The sequence below is a fragment of the Mangrovihabitans endophyticus genome, from assembly GCF_014646155.1.
Lineage (GTDB): Bacteria > Actinomycetota > Actinomycetes > Mycobacteriales > Micromonosporaceae > Actinoplanes > Actinoplanes endophyticus.
The window spans coordinates 269,645-284,601 of the sequence record NZ_BMMX01000004.1 but is presented as its reverse complement, the minus strand read 5'-3'; the positions used below and the strand labels follow the sequence as shown (position 1 = coordinate 284,601).

Sequence of the window (14,957 nt, the reverse complement as noted above, 5' to 3'; positions counted from 1 at the left end):
CGGGTCGGGCCGGGCCGGGCGCGGGTCGGGCCGGGCGCGGGTCGGGCCGGGCGCGGATGGCGCCGGGCCGGGCGCGGGTCGGGGCCGGGGGTCAGAAGCGCGGCATGCCGCCGAACTGGCGATCGCCCGCGTCGCCCAGTCCGGGCACGATGTACTTCTTGTCGTTCAGCCCCTCGTCGATCGACGCCGTGACCAGGTGCCGGACGGTGCCCGATGCGCGCAGCCGCTCGATCCCCTCGGGTGCCGCCAGCACGCAACAAACCGCCACGTCCGTGCATCCCCGCTCCACCAGCAGGCGGCAGCAGTGCACCAGCGAGCCCCCGGTGGCCAGCATCGGGTCCAGGACCAGCACCGGCAGGCCACTCAAGTCGCCCGGAAGCGACTCCATGTACGCCCGCGGCTCGAACGTCTTCTCGTCGCGCGCCAGCCCGACGAACCCCATCGAGGACTCCGGCAGCAGGGCCAGCGCCGAGTCCGCCATGCCGAGGCCGGCGCGCAACACCGGCACGATCAGCGGCGGGTTCGCCAGCCGGGTGCCCATGGTCGGCGCCACCGGCGTCTCGATCGGGTATGCCTCCACGGCGAAGGAGCGCGCCGCCTCGTACACGAGCATGGTGGTGAGTTCGTGCAGCGCGGCGCGGAAGGCGCCGCTGTCGCTCTCCGTGTTGCGCATGGCGGTGAGGCGCGACTGAGCGAGCGGATGATCAACGACGAGTACGTCCACGCCGCTCAACTTACCGGGACGCACCAAGATCAACTGTCGGTGGGCTGCGTAGACTTCTCCTCATGACTGCGACCTCCCTGCCGACTGGCGACCTGCGGTCGGCGCTGCACGGCTTGCCGGGTGTCGACAAGGTCGGGGTGGAGGCGCGGGCGTCGATGCTCGCCACCCGGTCCATCAAGACCACGGCCAAGGCGCAGGCCATCGATCTGGCGATCCGGATGGTCGACCTGACCACCCTGGAGGGGGCGGACACGCCCGGCAAGGTGCGGGCGCTGTCGGCGAAGGCGTTGCGGCCGGATCCGGCGGACCCGTCGTGCCCGCCGGTGGCGGCGGTCTGCGTCTACCCGTCGATGGTGGGCGTCGCCGCGCCGGTCCTGGCCGGCTCCGGCGTGCATCTGGCCAGCGTGGCCACCGCGTTCCCGTCCGGGCAGGCACCGTTGGACGTGAAGCTGGCGGACACCCGCGACGCGGTGGCCGCCGGAGCGGACGAGATCGACATGGTGATCAGTCGCGGCGCTTTCCTGTCCGGCCGCTACGACCAGGTGTTCGAGGAGATCACCGCGGTGAAGGAGGCGGCCGGAGCGGCACACCTCAAGGTCATTCTGGAGACCGGCGAGCTGGGCACCTACGACAACGTCCGGCGTGCCTCCTGGCTGGCGATGTTGGCCGGCGCGGACTTCATCAAGACCTCTACCGGGAAGGTGCCGGTCGCGGCCACCCTGCCGGTGACGCTGGTGATGCTGGAGGCGGTGCGCGACTTCCGCGCGCGCACCGGGCGACAGGTCGGGGTGAAACCAGCCGGCGGCATCCGCACCACGAAGGACGCGATCAAATACCTCGTGCTGATCAACGAGACGGCCGGTCCGGACTGGCTCGACCCGGCCTGGTTCCGGTTCGGCGCCTCGTCGCTGCTCAATGATCTGCTGATGCAGCGCACCAAGCTCACCACCGGGCATTACTCCGGACCGGACTACTTCACGCTGGACTGATGGCGGCCGCGCACCCGCACCACGAGGGGAATCCGAGAGACGACATGTTCGAATACGCCCCCGCACCCGAGTCACGCTCGGTCGTCGAGATCGCCCCGTCCTACGGGTTGTTCATCGACGGCGCCTTCGACGCGGGCAAGGACACCTTCAAGACGGTGAATCCGGCCACCGAGGAGGTGCTCACCGAGGTCGCGCTGGCCGGTCCGGAGGACGTGGACCGCGCGGTCGCCGCCGCCCGCCGCGCGTCCGGGCCCTGGTCGGCGCTGCCCGGCAGCGAACGCGCGAAATACCTGTTCCGGATCGCCCGGATCATCCAGGAACGTTCCCGGGAACTCGCCGTTCTCGAGTCACTGGACAACGGCAAGCCGATCCGCGAGTCGCGAGACGTCGACCTCCCGCTGGTGGCCGCCCACTTCTTCTACTACGCCGGCTGGGCCGACAAGCTGGCGTACGCGGGATTCGGCCCCGAGCCGCGCCCCCTCGGCGTCGCCGCGCAGGTCATCCCGTGGAACTTCCCACTGCTCATGCTCGCGTGGAAGATCGCGCCGGCGCTGGCCACGGGCAACACGGTGGTGCTCAAGCCGGCCGAGACCACGCCGCTGTCCGCGCTGTTCTTCGCCGACGTGTGCCGCCAGGCGGAACTGCCCGCCGGCGTGGTCAACATCGTCACCGGCGCCGGCGACACCGGCCGCCATCTGGTCGAGCACCCGGGCGTGCACAAGGTCGCGTTCACCGGGTCCACCGAGGTCGGCCGCGAGATCGCCGGGTCGGTGGCCGGCACCGCCAAGCGACTCACCTTGGAACTGGGTGGCAAGGCGGCCAACATCGTGTTCGACGACGCGCCGGTCGACCAGGCGGTCGAGGGAATCGTCAACGGGATCTTCTTCAACCAGGGCCACGTCTGCTGTGCCGGGTCGCGGTTGCTCATCCAGGAATCGGTTTACGACGAGGTCCTGGAGGCGTTGAAACGCCGGATGACGACGCTGCGCGTCGGCGATCCGCTGGACAAGAACACCGACATCGGCGCGATCAACTCGGCCGCCCAGCTCGCCCGGATCCGGGAGTTGTCCGACGTCGGCGCCCAAGAGGGCGCGCAGCGGTGGTCACCGCCGTGTGAGCTGCCGGACCACGGCTTCTGGTTCGCGCCGACCCTGTTCACCGGGGTCACCCAGGCACACCGGATCGCCCGCGAGGAGATCTTCGGGCCGGTGTTGTCGGTGCTCACGTTCCGCACCCCGGCCGAGGCGGTGGAGAAGGCCAACAACACGCCGTACGGGTTGTCCGCCGGCATCTGGACCGAGAAGGGTTCGCGCATCCTGGCGGTGGCGGACAAGCTGCGCGCCGGCGTGGTGTGGGCCAACACGTTCAACAAGTTCGATCCGACGTCGCCGTTCGGCGGATACAAGGAGTCGGGGTACGGCCGTGAGGGCGGCCGGCACGGCCTGGAGGCGTACCTTGCCTGAGACATCGGCACCCGCGCGCCTGTCGGTGCGCAAGACCTACAAGTTGTTCGTCGGCGGGGCCTTCCCGCGCAGCGAGTCAGGACGGACCCAACTGGTGGACGGCGACAACGTGGCGCTCGCCTCGCGTAAGGACGCGCGGGACGCGGTCGGCGCCGCCCGCAAGGTCCAGCCGGCCTGGGCCGGCGCCACCGCGTACAACCGGGGCCAGGTGCTCTACCGCGTGGCCGAGATGCTGCAGGGGCGTCGTGCCGAGTTCGTCGCCCTGGGCGTACCGGCCGCGGAGGTGGATGCCGCCGTCGACCGCTGGGTCTGGTACGCGGGCTGGGCGGACAAGATCGCGCAGGTGCACGGCGGGGCCAATCCCGTCGCCGGCCCCTTCTTCAACCTTTCCGCACCCGAGCCCACCGGCGTCGTGGCCGTGATCGCACCGGCATCGTTCTTGGGCCTGGTGAGCGTGATCGCACCGGCAGTCGTCACCGGCAACACCGTGGTCGTGGTCGCCACCACGCCCCAGGCCGCGATCACCCTGGGCGAGGTGCTGGCCACCTCGGACGTGCCCGGTGGGGTGGTGAACGTGCTCACCGGCCGACCCGCCGAGATCGCGCCCTGGCTCGCCTCCCACGACGACGTCAACGCCCTCGATCTGACCGGGGTCGACGACCCGGAATTGGCCGCCGACCTGGAGCGGGCCGCGGCCGGAAGCCTGAAGCGGGTGATCCGGCCGACCACCACGCCGCTGGACTTCACCGGAGATCCGGGCCTGCGTCCGATGACCGCATTGCTGGAGACCAAGACGGTCTGGCATCCCAAGGGTTTTTGAGCGTCGAAACCGGTCAAACTGTTCCGAGCGGAACGTGGCGAGCCCGCGTACAGGAAGACCCTCTAGGGTGTGTGTGCGCAGAGTCACCCGAAGCGTCGCGCCTTGCGGCGCCATCCATCCGCTGAGAACGCAACCGAGCCGGAGGTCACCGTGGCCACCCAGTCCGAAGAGTCCGAGGCCGTGAGCGGCCTGTCCGGTCGCGAGCTCTGGGACGATGCCCGCGTATCACCCGTTGAGATCGCCATGCCGGGCGGCGTGGCGCTCACCTTGCGGGCGTACCGGAAGGCCTCGGAGCTGACCCCCACCGAGGCGGCCACCGACGAGGACGACCCGTTCGAGGCGCGGGAGCGCGCCGCCGCGGCCCGCGCCGCGGAGAACGAGGAGGTGATCGTCGACGACGAGTTCACCGCCTTGGTGGCCGACGAGCCGGCCGAGAAGTCCGCGACCGACAAGTCCGCGACCGGCGACGACGCGACCGGCGAGGAGCCGGCGCCGGAGGAGTTCGAGGACGAGACGCCCGCGGAGGCGGAGGACGAGGAGGTTCCCGCGTTCCTCAGCCACAAGGGCAAGCTGCTGGCCTTCAAGAGCCCGGAATCGCTTGTTTCGTTCCTCCGTTCGGGTGCTCCGCACGATCTGGCCCAGCTCGATAGCTGGGCCGGCGTCGCCGAGCGGGTACAGTCGTCGGACATCGACCCGCTTCCGGAGGACCGCTACGAGCTCGATCTGGTGGTGGAAAACCTCCGCGGCGGACACGACACATGGGACCTGCCGCTGCTCATCGCTGCCGGCGAGATCGCCCGTGATTTGGGACACGCTCTGCGGCTGAAGCCGGTGATCCTGGCGATGTCACCCGGCTCACCGCTGGACGACCTGGACGAGGCATTGCGCAAGGCAGAGAGCGGTGGAGTCGGCGGATACATGGGTCGCCGCCGACTGCGGAAAATCGGGGCACAACAGGCGAGTCTGGGGTGGCGTTCGATTATCGGCAAGATCTCTGCCGCTGTGGACTGGCGCGACTGACCCCTCACCAGGGACCATCAGTCCTTGGCACACGACAGCAGTCCCGGGGAGGAGGACGACGCCGTGGCGCTCGTGCGCGTGTACTGCGGTCTGGCGTCTGCTGATGAGACGGTGCGTGCGACCTCCGGGGCCGCTTCGCAGTTGACCGTTGCCGTGGTGGACGACGCCGGGCGACTGCTCGGAGTCCACGAGGTCGGCGACGACGCCATCGGATATGCCCATCTCGGAACGATGCTGGTGGAGCGCACCAGCGGCTTCACCGACGTCGCTGTCGCTGCCGACAGCGACGATCACCTCGTCACGTCGCTGCTGACCGCCGCGGGGCGCCCGCTGGTGGTGGCCGACGACGACGCCACCGACGACTTCGCCGAGCGGTTCTCCGACGACGATTCGGTCGAGGAGATGCAGGCGCCACCGGCCGCCCGTCGTGCCATCGGGCTGGCCCGCGCTCTGCAGGCCGGCGCCATCGCCGCGATGCCCATCTCGGCCCCGCGGGAACTGTCCACTTACAAGCCGGTGTTGGCCGCCCACGTCGCGATGCTGAACGGTCGGCAGTCCGCCGCCGTGACCCTGCGCGAGGTGCTGCGCGAGCTCTACCCGGCCGCGCTGCGTGCCTATCCGGACCCGGCCCATCCGCTCGCCTTGGCGGTGCTGGACGCGCTGCCCGAGCCCGGCCGGCTGACCGCGCGTGACGCCGACGGCGACCGTGTCGCCCAGGATGTCGCGGTCGAGCTCATCCGGGCCGGCGCGGGCACCGAGGACCAGATCACCGCGGCGGTGACCGCCCTGGTCGTCGCCATCGGCGAGTCACCCCGCCGGGGCGGCATCAACAAGTCGCTGGCCCCGGCCGCTGCGGAGACCGTGCGGTACGCCATCGGCGCCGTTCGCTCGTGCGACGCGGCCTGCGAGTCGATGGTCGCGACGCTGGCCGCCAGGTCGGCCTCGGCCGCCGGCTCTGCCGTCGGACGCCGGGCGGTCGGCACGCGTCACGCCCAGGAGCCGGAGCCCGGCACCCGCACCGGCGGACGTCGCGCCCGACCCGAGCCGTCGGTCAGCGGCAGCGCACCCGTGACGCCGCACCCGCTCACCAGCCCGCCGGTCGCCCCTGACCCGATCATGCCTCCGCCAATTGCGCCGCGTCCGGTCACTCCGCCCGCGGCGGCGCTTCCGGAGCGTACGGTCATGCCCGGGAACCGGCCGGTATCGGTGCCGCCGCCTCCGCCCGGCATGACTCCGATCCGGCCCGGGGCGCGTCCGACCTCACCGGCGACGCCGGCCGAGTCCGGCGAGCCGTTCCGGCCCACGCTGACCAACGCGGCGATCAGCAGCGCGCGAGCCGAGCGGCAGCGCACCACCATCCCGCCGCGTCCCAACACGCGCAACGGCGCCACGGACTACTCGGTGTCCCTGCCCGGTTCGGCCAGTTCGCTGTCCGGCGGCATCCCGTCGTCGGCCCCGCCGGCCGCCGAGCCGGGATCCCGCGCCAACTGGCCGTTGCTCAATACCAGCGACGACAACGCCCTCCAGCCGTCCGCGGCAAGCGGCGGCCCGGCCGAGGGCCGGGTTCGGCCTCCGTGGCAGGACATGCCCAAGGAGCCGCCCGCCCTGCGGTTGGTTGAGCCGCCGGCGAATCGCTCCACGTCCGGTGAGCTTCCGCAGGTCTCCGAGCCGCCGTCGCTGCGCTTGGTGGACGACCGCACGGGCCGCAGCACGGGACGTGCCGCCGCCCGCCGTGCCACGCTGACCGCGCTCGACCGCAGCACGTCCCCTCCGGTTTCCGATGAGGGCGACGGCGATCTGTTGATCTTCGCAGCGGCCCGGTCCGCGTGGTTCACCGGCCACGACGAGTCCGCCAACCTGGACTGGACCAATCCGAACGACACCGGTTGGCGCGCCGCCGAGAAGGCTGCCAGCCCGTCGTTCGGCGCGGAGACGTCGGCCGGTCTGCCCAAGCGCGTGCCGCAGGCCAACCTGGTGCCCGGATCGCCGCTGCGCGAGGAACGTCCGCTGCGGATCGTGCGTGACGCTGCCTCGATCGCGGCGCACACCACCGGCTACTTCCGTGGCTGGCGGCGTGGCCAGGAGATCGGCGGCTATGCGATCGGCGGGCGCCCCGGGCGTGAGGCCGCCGGCGGCTGGGATTTCAGCCGCGACGGGCAGCCCGAGGACTACCACCACCGCAACGCGGGCTACCACAACTAGCGAGATGGGCCCGAGGGGCCTCTCAAACGCCGCCTCGCCGCTTCGGCGGGGCGGGCGTACACCCGGGGCAGGTCCCAGGCTCTCCGGCCCTTCAGTGCGTTCTGAGCGACGCGGACAGCACGAAGCCCGCTCCGGCGGTTAACCGGTGCGGGCTTCGAGCCGCTGGACCAGGGTGGCTGCTCGTCAGGCTGGGGCGACGGCGCGTGAGCGACGCATCGTCAGGACGTACTCGACCAGGGAGATCAGCACGTTCTTCGTGGACTCCCGGTTACGGGCGTCACAGCTAATCACCGGAACGTCGCTGGAGATGGCCAGCGCGTCCCGCACATCCTGGGCGTTGTGGTACTGCATGCCGTCGAAGCAGTTGATCGCTACGAGGTACGGCAGGCGCCGATGCTCGAAGAAGTCGATGGCGGCGAAGCAGTCGGCGAGCCGTCGCGTGTCCACCATCACCACGGCACCGATCGCGCCCCGGACCAGTTCGTCCCACATGAACCAGAACCGGGTCTGGCCAGGTGTGCCGAAGAGGTAGAGGATCAGATCGCGATCGATGCTGATGCGACCGAAGTCCATCGCGACGGTGGTGGTCGTCTTGCCCGGCACCTGCCGGTTGTCGTCGACGCCAACACCGGCTGAGGTCATGATCGCCTCAGTGGTCAGCGGGGTGATTTCCGAGACCGATCCCACGAGGGTGGTCTTACCCACGCCGAATCCACCGGCGATCACAATCTTCGCCGACGTTACGCGCCCGGCAGCCGGACGACGCGAATTGTCAGAGCCTGCGAAGTCCACTCAGCACCCTTTCCAGCAGTTCCGTGCCCACCGCGTCGGTCTCGTCGTCCAGCGACGTGGGCTCATACACCGACACGAGCCCGTCCGAAGCCATGTCGGCGACAATAACCCGCGCCACACCTAGCGGCAGTTGCATACGCGCGGCGATTTCGGCCAACGACTGCACGCGGCCGCCGTCGCACATCGCCGCAATGTACTGATGCTCGCTGCCCCCGCCGCCCCGTCCCGATGTGGAACGGCCACGGACGGTGGTCTCGACGAGTGCTTCGAGCGCTATGTCCACCTTGGGCCGAGTCCGGCCTCGGGTGACGGCGTACGGCCTGACGAGAGCGCCGGTCGGCTCATCGCGTTCGGGCATCGTCACCGCTCACCTCTTCCCATAGCCCGGCCCCGACACAAAGTTTCTCTTGTTGTCAATCGTTGAACAATAACTGACCTGGTCAGCCATCTTCCCCGTTCAGCCGAGCACCCCGGCCGTGGACCTCGGCGCTGGGGTCAGCGCCTCGCCCACCCGGTCGACCAGGAGAGCCATCTCATAGCCCACCTGCCCGACGTCACAGCTACGCGCCGCCAGAACGGCGAACGACGATCCGTCCGAGATCGACATCAGGAAGAGGAATCCGTTGTCCATCTCGACGACAGTCTGCAGCACCGCGCCACCCTCGAAGCACCGGGCGGCGCCCTGTGTGAGGCTGACCAGACCGGAGGCTATCGCCGCGAGCTGGTCCGCGCGATCCCGCGGAAGGTCCCGCGAGGCCGCGAGGAGCAGACCGTCGGCGGAGACCGCGATCGCGTGCGCGACCCCCGGGACGCGGTCGGCGAAGTTGGCCAGAAGCCAACCGAGATCCTGCGTAGATGTCATGCCTCATGCTCCTTGCCAGCCTGGTACGACTGCTGCCCGCCCGGGGTCTCCCCCGGGTTGGTCGATTGTTCCTTGGTGCGACCACGCTGCACACCTCGGTGATACGCGGACAAGAGACCGCGAACCCCCTCGGGAGTGCGACGCTGGACGGAGTTTCCGCCCCGATCGACACCGCCGGGTACGAGCTGTGCCATCGGCGTGCGCTTGGGCAGTCCGGCCGTCGTGGTCGTGTCGACCGGCATCTCGGAGGCGGCCCGTGCCGCCTGCCAGCCCTCGTCGGCAGCCGTCTGCCACGGGCTGGCGGCACCACCACCGCCAGGTGCCGACACGGCACCCACAGTAGCCGCATCGCGGTCGGGTACGCGATCCTCCCGCCTGCTGGGGGAGGGCACCTGCTGCGGAACGCCCGCGGGTGGGCGAACCGGATCCGCGGTCGAGAACCGCTGAGTGGTCACCGGAGACGAATCCTCGCCGATCGAGGCCGGCGCGCCGGCCGTTGTCGCTGCCGGGGACGAAGCCACCGACGATGCGGAGGACTGTGCTCCCGCGGAGGACTGGGCCGCCGCCTTCTGGGTCGCCGCCTTCTTCTGGGCCGGCGCGTTCTGAGCCGGCGCGTTCTGGGCCGGCGCGTCGGGCGACGAGTCCTCCGAGGTCGGCTTGGCCGTGCGGAACCAGGCCGATTCGAGCTCCCGGAAGATCGGCAGCTCCATCGTCTCGTCCGCGTACTCCGAGCCCTCGTGCATGTCCCGCTGCCGGGCAGCGGCCTGCGCCGCAGCGATCTGCGCCGCCGCAGTGGCCTGGGCCTCCGCCGCCTGCGCCGTGGCAGCCTGATGCCCCGCCGCCGCGGATGCGGCAGACCGGTCGGCCTCGGACTGGCCAGCCGTCGATGCCGGCGGCGCGGACTGCGGCTCCGAACGGGAGATCTGCGGGTTCGCCCCGGTCCGGTCCGGCCGGTACCGCGGCAGCTCGGCAGTCATGTCCAGAGCGGCCGCCAGGCTTTCCGGAACGTGCGGTGCTCCCCCGTTGGAGGTGCCGCGCTCGCCGGCCACCGGCGGCCACGCCGGCGGAGCGGACCGTTGCGATGCGCCGTTCGGCGCCGCGGGCGGGGACGTCTGCGCACCGGGCGGTGCGGACGTCGGGCTCGGCGGGGCCGACGGTACCGGCGGAGACGACACCGGCGGCCCGAACGGGTTCCGTCCCTGGGTCTCGGGGTTGGCCGGCAACTGGCGCGGAATGTTCGCACCGAACGACCCGGTGTCGTCCGGGCGATGCGTGTCGCCGTTGCGCCGCTGCGGAAGATCCGGGTTTTCCTGGAAACCTTGTGGCGCCGGGAAGCCCTGGGGCGGACCCTGTGGTGACTGGAATCCCTGAGGTGGCTGGAATCCCTGCGGCGACGGCGATCCGTAGCCCTGCGGCAGCGGCGGAATGGGCTCGTTGCTGCGCGGACCGTGGAAGCCGTTCGCCCCGTTCGAGCCGTTGGCATGACCGTTGACCGGCGCACCCGTCAGGTCGGACCAGGCCGGCACCGAGCGACCGCCGGTGCCGAGCATGCCGCCGGAGTGCATCGGCGGGTTCGGGTCGAACGGCCGACCGCCCGGGTATCCACCCCGACCGCTCTCCAGCGCAAGGGGCTCGCCGAATGCCGACCGTGTCGTCGGCTGTTCGCCGGTCCCGGCGGCGAAGGCCGGCACCGCCGGCGGCCGGTCGGAACCTGCCGACGGCGTCAGCACCGACGGCGGCAGACCGACGTCTGCCACGGTGCCGCGCTCCGCCTCGGCCGGCCGCAGTTCGACCTTGACGCCGTGCCGGTTCGCCAGCCGGGCGACCACCACCAGACCCATCATCCGGGACACGGCGACATCCACCATGGGCGGGTTGGCGAGCCGCTCGTTCAGCTCGCGCAGTTGCTCACGGCTGATGCCGATGCCGCGGTCCTCGACCGACAGGACGGCGTTGTCTCCGACCCGTTGGGCCTCCACCACCACGGTGGAGTTCGGCGGAGAGAAGGCGGTCGCGTTGTCGAACAGCTCGGCGACCAGGTGGACCATGTCGTTGACGGCGTGCGCCGCCACCTCGATGTCCCGGTCCACCACGCCGAATTCGATCCGCGTGTAGTGCTCGACCTCGGACTGGGCGGCACGCAACACGTCGATCAGAGCCGCCGGGTCGCGCTGCACACGTGTCGAGTCGGCACCGGCGAGAACCAGGAGGTTTTCGTCGTTGCGGCGCATTCGGGTGGCCAGGTGGTCGAGTTGGAAGAGCTCGGCCAGCCGGTCCGGGTCCTCCTCGCCGCGCTCCAACCGGTCGAGGTGCCCGATCAGCCTGTCGACCAGGATCTGCGAACGGCGCGCCAGGTTGACGAACATCGTCGCGACGGAGGATCGCAGAGCGGCCTGCTCGGCGGCGGTGCGCACGGCTTCCAGGTGGACCGCGTTGAACGCCTCGGTCACCTGCCCGAACTCGTCACGGCTGCGCACCGGCAGCGGCTCGGCGACCTGATCGGCCACCTGCGCCGGGGTCAGCGAGCTGGACAACGACGGATCGCGCAGCCGGCTCACCGCCTGGGGCAGACCGAACTGGGCCACCGAGAGCGCGCCCTGACGCAGCTCGCGCAGCGAGCGTGCCATCGACCGGGCGACCAACCACGCGAACATGATCGCCAGGAGCAGCATGCCCAGCAGCGCGCTGGTCTCGATGAAGACCCGCTGGTTCACCGCGTCGCGCTGATCGGTGGCGAGGTCGACGACGCCGGCGTCCAACTGCCGTTCCACCTCGCGGAACAGGCTGTTGTAACCGGTCATCGCCTCCTCCCACTGCTGGGAGTTGAACGGGATGTTCGTGGTGTTGGCGCCCTGCAGGGCCTCCAACTGGACGGTGAGGTTGGTAGCCGCGGTGGCCTTCATGCCGCTCACCACGCGCTGGTAGAGCTGACGCTCGGCATCGCTGCCGACGTTGTTCAGCGTCTCCAGAGCGAGCGTGAAGCCGGTGTCGGTGAGCAGGAAGTCGCGACGCAGCTTGGCATTGAAGTCGCCGGCGGCCAGCACCTCATGACCGATCAGGCGCTGCTGGGAGACGTAGTCCTTGGCGCTCGCCACCGCCGACACCGCACGCAGATGATCGCTCAGCGTGGTGTTGGTGGAGAGCTGGGCAGCGGTATCGCGCACCTGCAGCAGGTCGTCGATCAACCGGCCGTAGTTCTGCTTGACGTCCTCGACCTTGAGCACGCCGTTCGCCGTCCGGCTGCGCGTGGTCGGCAGGTCCTCCAGGTTGCGGTCGAGGCGTACGAGCAGCGTGGAGACCTTGTCGGGCACGTCCTCCAGGGCGGCCCGCCGTTGCGCGTACGGCAACTTGGCGCTGTCCACCTGTGCGTGCTCGCCCTCGTAGAGCTTGAGGGCGTCATCCCGCTGCGCGGTGTTCTTCTGCGTGGTCGCGATCATCACGCCGAAATCGCGCTCGTTCTGCAGGTGGTCGACCAGACCACCAGCGGCCTGCGACAGCTCCGACAACGTCCGGGTGCGGTCCGCGCTGTTCGACTCGTCGATGTGGGTCACCAGGCCGTTCACGCCCACCACGATTGTCGCCAGGGTGGGCACGAGCATGATGAGGCCGAGCTTCGACCAGATCGGCAGATCTCGCAGCCTGCCAGCCGGTCGGCGAAGACGCGACATGACCGCGTTCGCCGTCTCGGGGGGCTTGCTCACGTCACCGTCCTCCTGATTAGGGCCCGGCGCTCCGACTCGCGTTGTCCGGCTCGACCGGGCACCGCACACAGCCGACTCGCCGGTCGGGCCCCCGAGATTCCATCACGACGAGTGTCAAAGAGAAAGAGCAGCCGGACACGGACCGCTTGTGTGACGCGATGTTGCAACGAGCTCGTTGACTATCGCCGGTCTGTCATCACGGTCGGTATATGTCTGCATCTCTAACAGTCACTCACAACGACCGGAGCGGTACGGGGGTGGTGAGCTCCGGCCCGCCGCCATCCGGGTCTGGATCACGGCAGGACAGAACCATGGCGCGGCGAGGCTCGCTCAGCAAGGCAAGATGCCGGTTTTTGCGGGTTTTGTAGACAGGACTCTGACCGAACGGACCATCCGGACCAACGAATAGCCACTTTCACGCACCGAAAGGACGTGCACTCCGCAAATAAGCTGCAAAACCTACTATTCGCCCAATTTTGCGTACGCCGGTTTGATCACTTCGGTGATCAGCGTGAGCCTCTCGTCGTACGGGATGAAGGCGGACTTCATGGCATTGACCGTGAACCACTGCAGTTCCGTCCAGCCCCAGCCGAACGCCTGGGTGAGCAGCCACATCTCCCGGGACATCGAGGTGCCGCTCATCAGCCGGTTGTCCGTGTTCACGGTGACCCGGAACCGCAGGTCGTGCAGCAGACCGATGGGGTGCTCCGCGATGGACGGCACGGCGCCGGTCTGCACGTTCGACGACGGGCACAGCTCCAGCGGGATCCGTTTGTCCCGCACGTAAGACGACAGGCGCCCCAGCTTCGTACCGACGATGTCGTCCACGATCCGCACGCCGTGACCCAGACGGTCCGCGCCGCACCACTGGATGGCCTGCCAGATCGACGGCAGGCCGAACGCCTCGCCCGCATGGATGGTGAAGTGGAAGTTCTCCCGCTGCAGGTATTCGAACGCGTCCAGGTGCCGGGTGGGCGGGAACCCGGCCTCGGCGCCGGCGATGTCGAAGCCGACCACCCCCAGGTCGCGATAGCGGACCGCGAGCTCGGCGATCTCCTGCGACCGTGCCGCATGCCGCATCGCGGTCAGCAGCGTCCCGACCCGGATCGGCCGGCCCCGCGCCGCGGAATCCCGGCAGCCGTCGGCGAATCCGGCCACCACGGCATCCACCACGGCATCCAGGGTCAGGCCGCGCTCCAGGTGCTGTTCCGGTGCGAACCGCACCTCGGCGTAGACCACGCCGTCCGCAGCGAGATCGAGGGCGCATTCCCGCGCCACCCGATGCAGCGCGTCCGCGGTCTGCATCACCGCCACGGTGTGCACAAACGTTTCCAGGTAGCGCTCCAGCGAGCCGGAGTTCGCCGCGGTGGCGAACCAGCTCTCCAGACTCGCCGCGTCCGGCTCGGGCAGATCGTGCCCGATCGCGTCGGCCAGTTCCAGAACGGTGGACGGGCGCAGGCCGCCGTCGAGGTGATCGTGCAGCAGCGCCTTGGGGGCCTTGATGATGTCCTCGTGGGAGATTGCAACCATCAGAGGATGCTAGTGGGCCGCTCCCGATGATCGACGTGACTTTGCCGCACCTGCGGTGCCCGGTGTGCGGGGAACCACTCGACCGGCGCAACAACGCCGTGCGGTGCGCGCGCGATCACAGCTTCGACATCGCCAGACAGGGCTACGTGAACCTCACCGTGGGCCGGTCCCGGCATCCCGGCGACACCGCCGAGATGGTCGCCGACCGGGTCGCGTTCCTGGACGCCGGCCACTACGAGTTCGCCGCGGCGGCCGTGGCCGCCACCGCAACAGCGGCCGTGGCCGCAACAGCGGCCGGGCGGCATGAGGGACTGGTCCTGGACGCCGGCACGGGCACCGGGCACTACCTGGCCCGGGTGCTGGACGCCGCCCCCGGGGTGGTCGGCCTCGGCCTGGACGTCTCCAAGCCGGCGCTGCGCCGCGCCGCCCGCGCACACCCGCGGGCCGGGGCCGCGCTGGCCGACCTGTGGCAACGCCTGCCGGTGGCGGACGCCGCCGCCCGTCTCGTGCTGAACGTCTTCGCGCCGCGCAACGGCCCGGAGTTCCACCGGGTGCTGCGCGCGGACGGGCTGCTGCTCGTGGTCACCCCGGCCGCCGACCATTTGGCCGAGCTCATCGACGCGTACGGCCTGATCCAGGTCGACCCGGACAAGGCCGGCCGAACGGCGGCGAGCTTGGAGCGGTGGTTCGTCCGGCAACGGCGGACCGAGCTGCGCCGCACGCTGCATCTGACCGGCGCGGAGGTGGCGACCCTGATCGGCATGACGCCCAGCGCCCGGCACGTCACGCCGCCGGACGGCGACGGCCACACCGTGACCGCAGCGGTCGAGCTGGGCGTCTATCGGAAACGCTGA

At 70.2% G+C, this 14,957-nt stretch carries 12 protein-coding genes; 6 read left to right on the top strand and 6 right to left on the bottom strand.

What is annotated here, in order from left to right; translation table 11 throughout:
• Positions 1 to 91: 91 nt before the first annotated feature.
• On the bottom strand, positions 92 to 724 hold the full coding sequence (gene upp / locus IEY73_RS08985; protein WP_189078628.1) for a uracil phosphoribosyltransferase: 633 nt from the start codon (positions 722 to 724) through the stop codon (positions 92 to 94).
• Between the two features lie 62 nt (positions 725 to 786).
• On the opposite strand from upp, the gene deoC reads away from it, so the two are divergent.
• From deoC to IEY73_RS08960, 5 genes are all read left to right on the top strand, one after another.
• Positions 787 to 1,713 carry a deoxyribose-phosphate aldolase gene (gene deoC, locus IEY73_RS08980; RefSeq protein WP_189078627.1) on the top strand — a complete coding sequence of 309 codons (927 nt, stop codon included), beginning with the start codon at positions 787 to 789 and terminating at the stop codon, positions 1,711 to 1,713.
• Between the two features lie 44 nt (positions 1,714 to 1,757).
• The gene (locus tag IEY73_RS08975) at positions 1,758 to 3,176 is read left to right on the top strand and encodes an aldehyde dehydrogenase family protein (RefSeq protein WP_189078657.1); all 1,419 of its coding nucleotides are present in this window, start codon (positions 1,758 to 1,760) and stop codon (positions 3,174 to 3,176) included.
• Positions 3,169 to 3,996, top strand: a complete 828-nt coding sequence (locus IEY73_RS08970) for an aldehyde dehydrogenase family protein (RefSeq protein ID WP_189078626.1) — start codon at positions 3,169 to 3,171, stop codon at positions 3,994 to 3,996. Before IEY73_RS08975 ends, IEY73_RS08970 begins: the two co-directional genes overlap by 8 nt.
• Before the next feature lie 69 nt (positions 3,997 to 4,065).
• Complete coding sequence (locus tag IEY73_RS08965; RefSeq protein WP_373292757.1) at positions 4,066 to 5,016, top strand: SatS C-terminal domain-containing protein; 951 nt, start codon at positions 4,066 to 4,068, stop codon at positions 5,014 to 5,016.
• A gap of 24 nt (positions 5,017 to 5,040) precedes the next feature.
• Positions 5,041 to 7,218 (top strand): transposase, encoded by a 2,178-nt coding sequence (locus IEY73_RS08960; RefSeq protein WP_189078624.1) that lies wholly within the window; start codon positions 5,041 to 5,043, stop codon positions 7,216 to 7,218.
• Positions 7,219 to 7,401: 183 nt separating this feature from the next.
• Here the strand turns inward: IEY73_RS08960 and IEY73_RS08955 are convergent, their stop codons facing one another.
• The 5 genes from IEY73_RS08955 to IEY73_RS08935 all read right to left on the bottom strand — a co-directional run bounded on the left by IEY73_RS08955 (position 7,402) and on the right by IEY73_RS08935 (position 14,103).
• Positions 7,402 to 8,010 carry a GTP-binding protein gene (locus IEY73_RS08955; protein ID WP_189078623.1) on the bottom strand — a complete coding sequence of 203 codons (609 nt, stop codon included), beginning with the start codon at positions 8,008 to 8,010 and terminating at the stop codon, positions 7,402 to 7,404.
• Positions 7,991 to 8,368, bottom strand: a complete 378-nt coding sequence (locus tag IEY73_RS08950; protein ID WP_189078656.1) for a DUF742 domain-containing protein — start codon at positions 8,366 to 8,368, stop codon at positions 7,991 to 7,993. Before IEY73_RS08950 ends, IEY73_RS08955 begins: the two co-directional genes overlap by 20 nt.
• 99 nt (positions 8,369 to 8,467) lie before the next feature.
• Complete coding sequence (locus IEY73_RS08945; protein ID WP_189078622.1) at positions 8,468 to 8,872, bottom strand: roadblock/LC7 domain-containing protein; 405 nt, start codon at positions 8,870 to 8,872, stop codon at positions 8,468 to 8,470.
• Positions 8,869 to 12,573 carry a sensor histidine kinase gene (locus IEY73_RS08940; RefSeq protein WP_189078621.1) on the bottom strand — a complete coding sequence of 1,235 codons (3,705 nt, stop codon included), beginning with the start codon at positions 12,571 to 12,573 and terminating at the stop codon, positions 8,869 to 8,871. Before IEY73_RS08940 ends, IEY73_RS08945 begins: the two co-directional genes overlap by 4 nt.
• Before the next feature lie 462 nt (positions 12,574 to 13,035).
• Positions 13,036 to 14,103 carry an adenosine deaminase gene (locus tag IEY73_RS08935; RefSeq protein ID WP_189078620.1) on the bottom strand — a complete coding sequence of 356 codons (1,068 nt, stop codon included), beginning with the start codon at positions 14,101 to 14,103 and terminating at the stop codon, positions 13,036 to 13,038.
• Between the two features lie 29 nt (positions 14,104 to 14,132).
• Here IEY73_RS08935 and IEY73_RS08930 point away from each other — a divergent pair, with 29 nt between their 5' ends.
• Complete coding sequence (locus IEY73_RS08930) at positions 14,133 to 14,957, top strand: putative RNA methyltransferase (protein WP_373292761.1); 825 nt, start codon at positions 14,133 to 14,135, stop codon at positions 14,955 to 14,957.

Excerpts from the sequence above, each read along its gene's own strand:
- IEY73_RS08950 (WP_189078656.1), bottom strand. The coding sequence starts at position 8,368 with ATGCCCGAACGCGATGAGCCGACCGGCGCTCTCGTCAGGCCGTACGCC.
- deoC (WP_189078627.1), top strand. The coding sequence starts at position 787 with ATGACTGCGACCTCCCTGCCGACTGGCGACCTGCGGTCGGCGCTGCAC.
- IEY73_RS08975 (WP_189078657.1), top strand. The coding sequence starts at position 1,758 with ATGTTCGAATACGCCCCCGCACCCGAGTCACGCTCGGTCGTCGAGATC.
- IEY73_RS08935 (WP_189078620.1), bottom strand. The coding sequence starts at position 14,103 with ATGGTTGCAATCTCCCACGAGGACATCATCAAGGCCCCCAAGGCGCTG.
- IEY73_RS08945 (WP_189078622.1), bottom strand. The coding sequence starts at position 8,872 with ATGACATCTACGCAGGATCTCGGTTGGCTTCTGGCCAACTTCGCCGAC.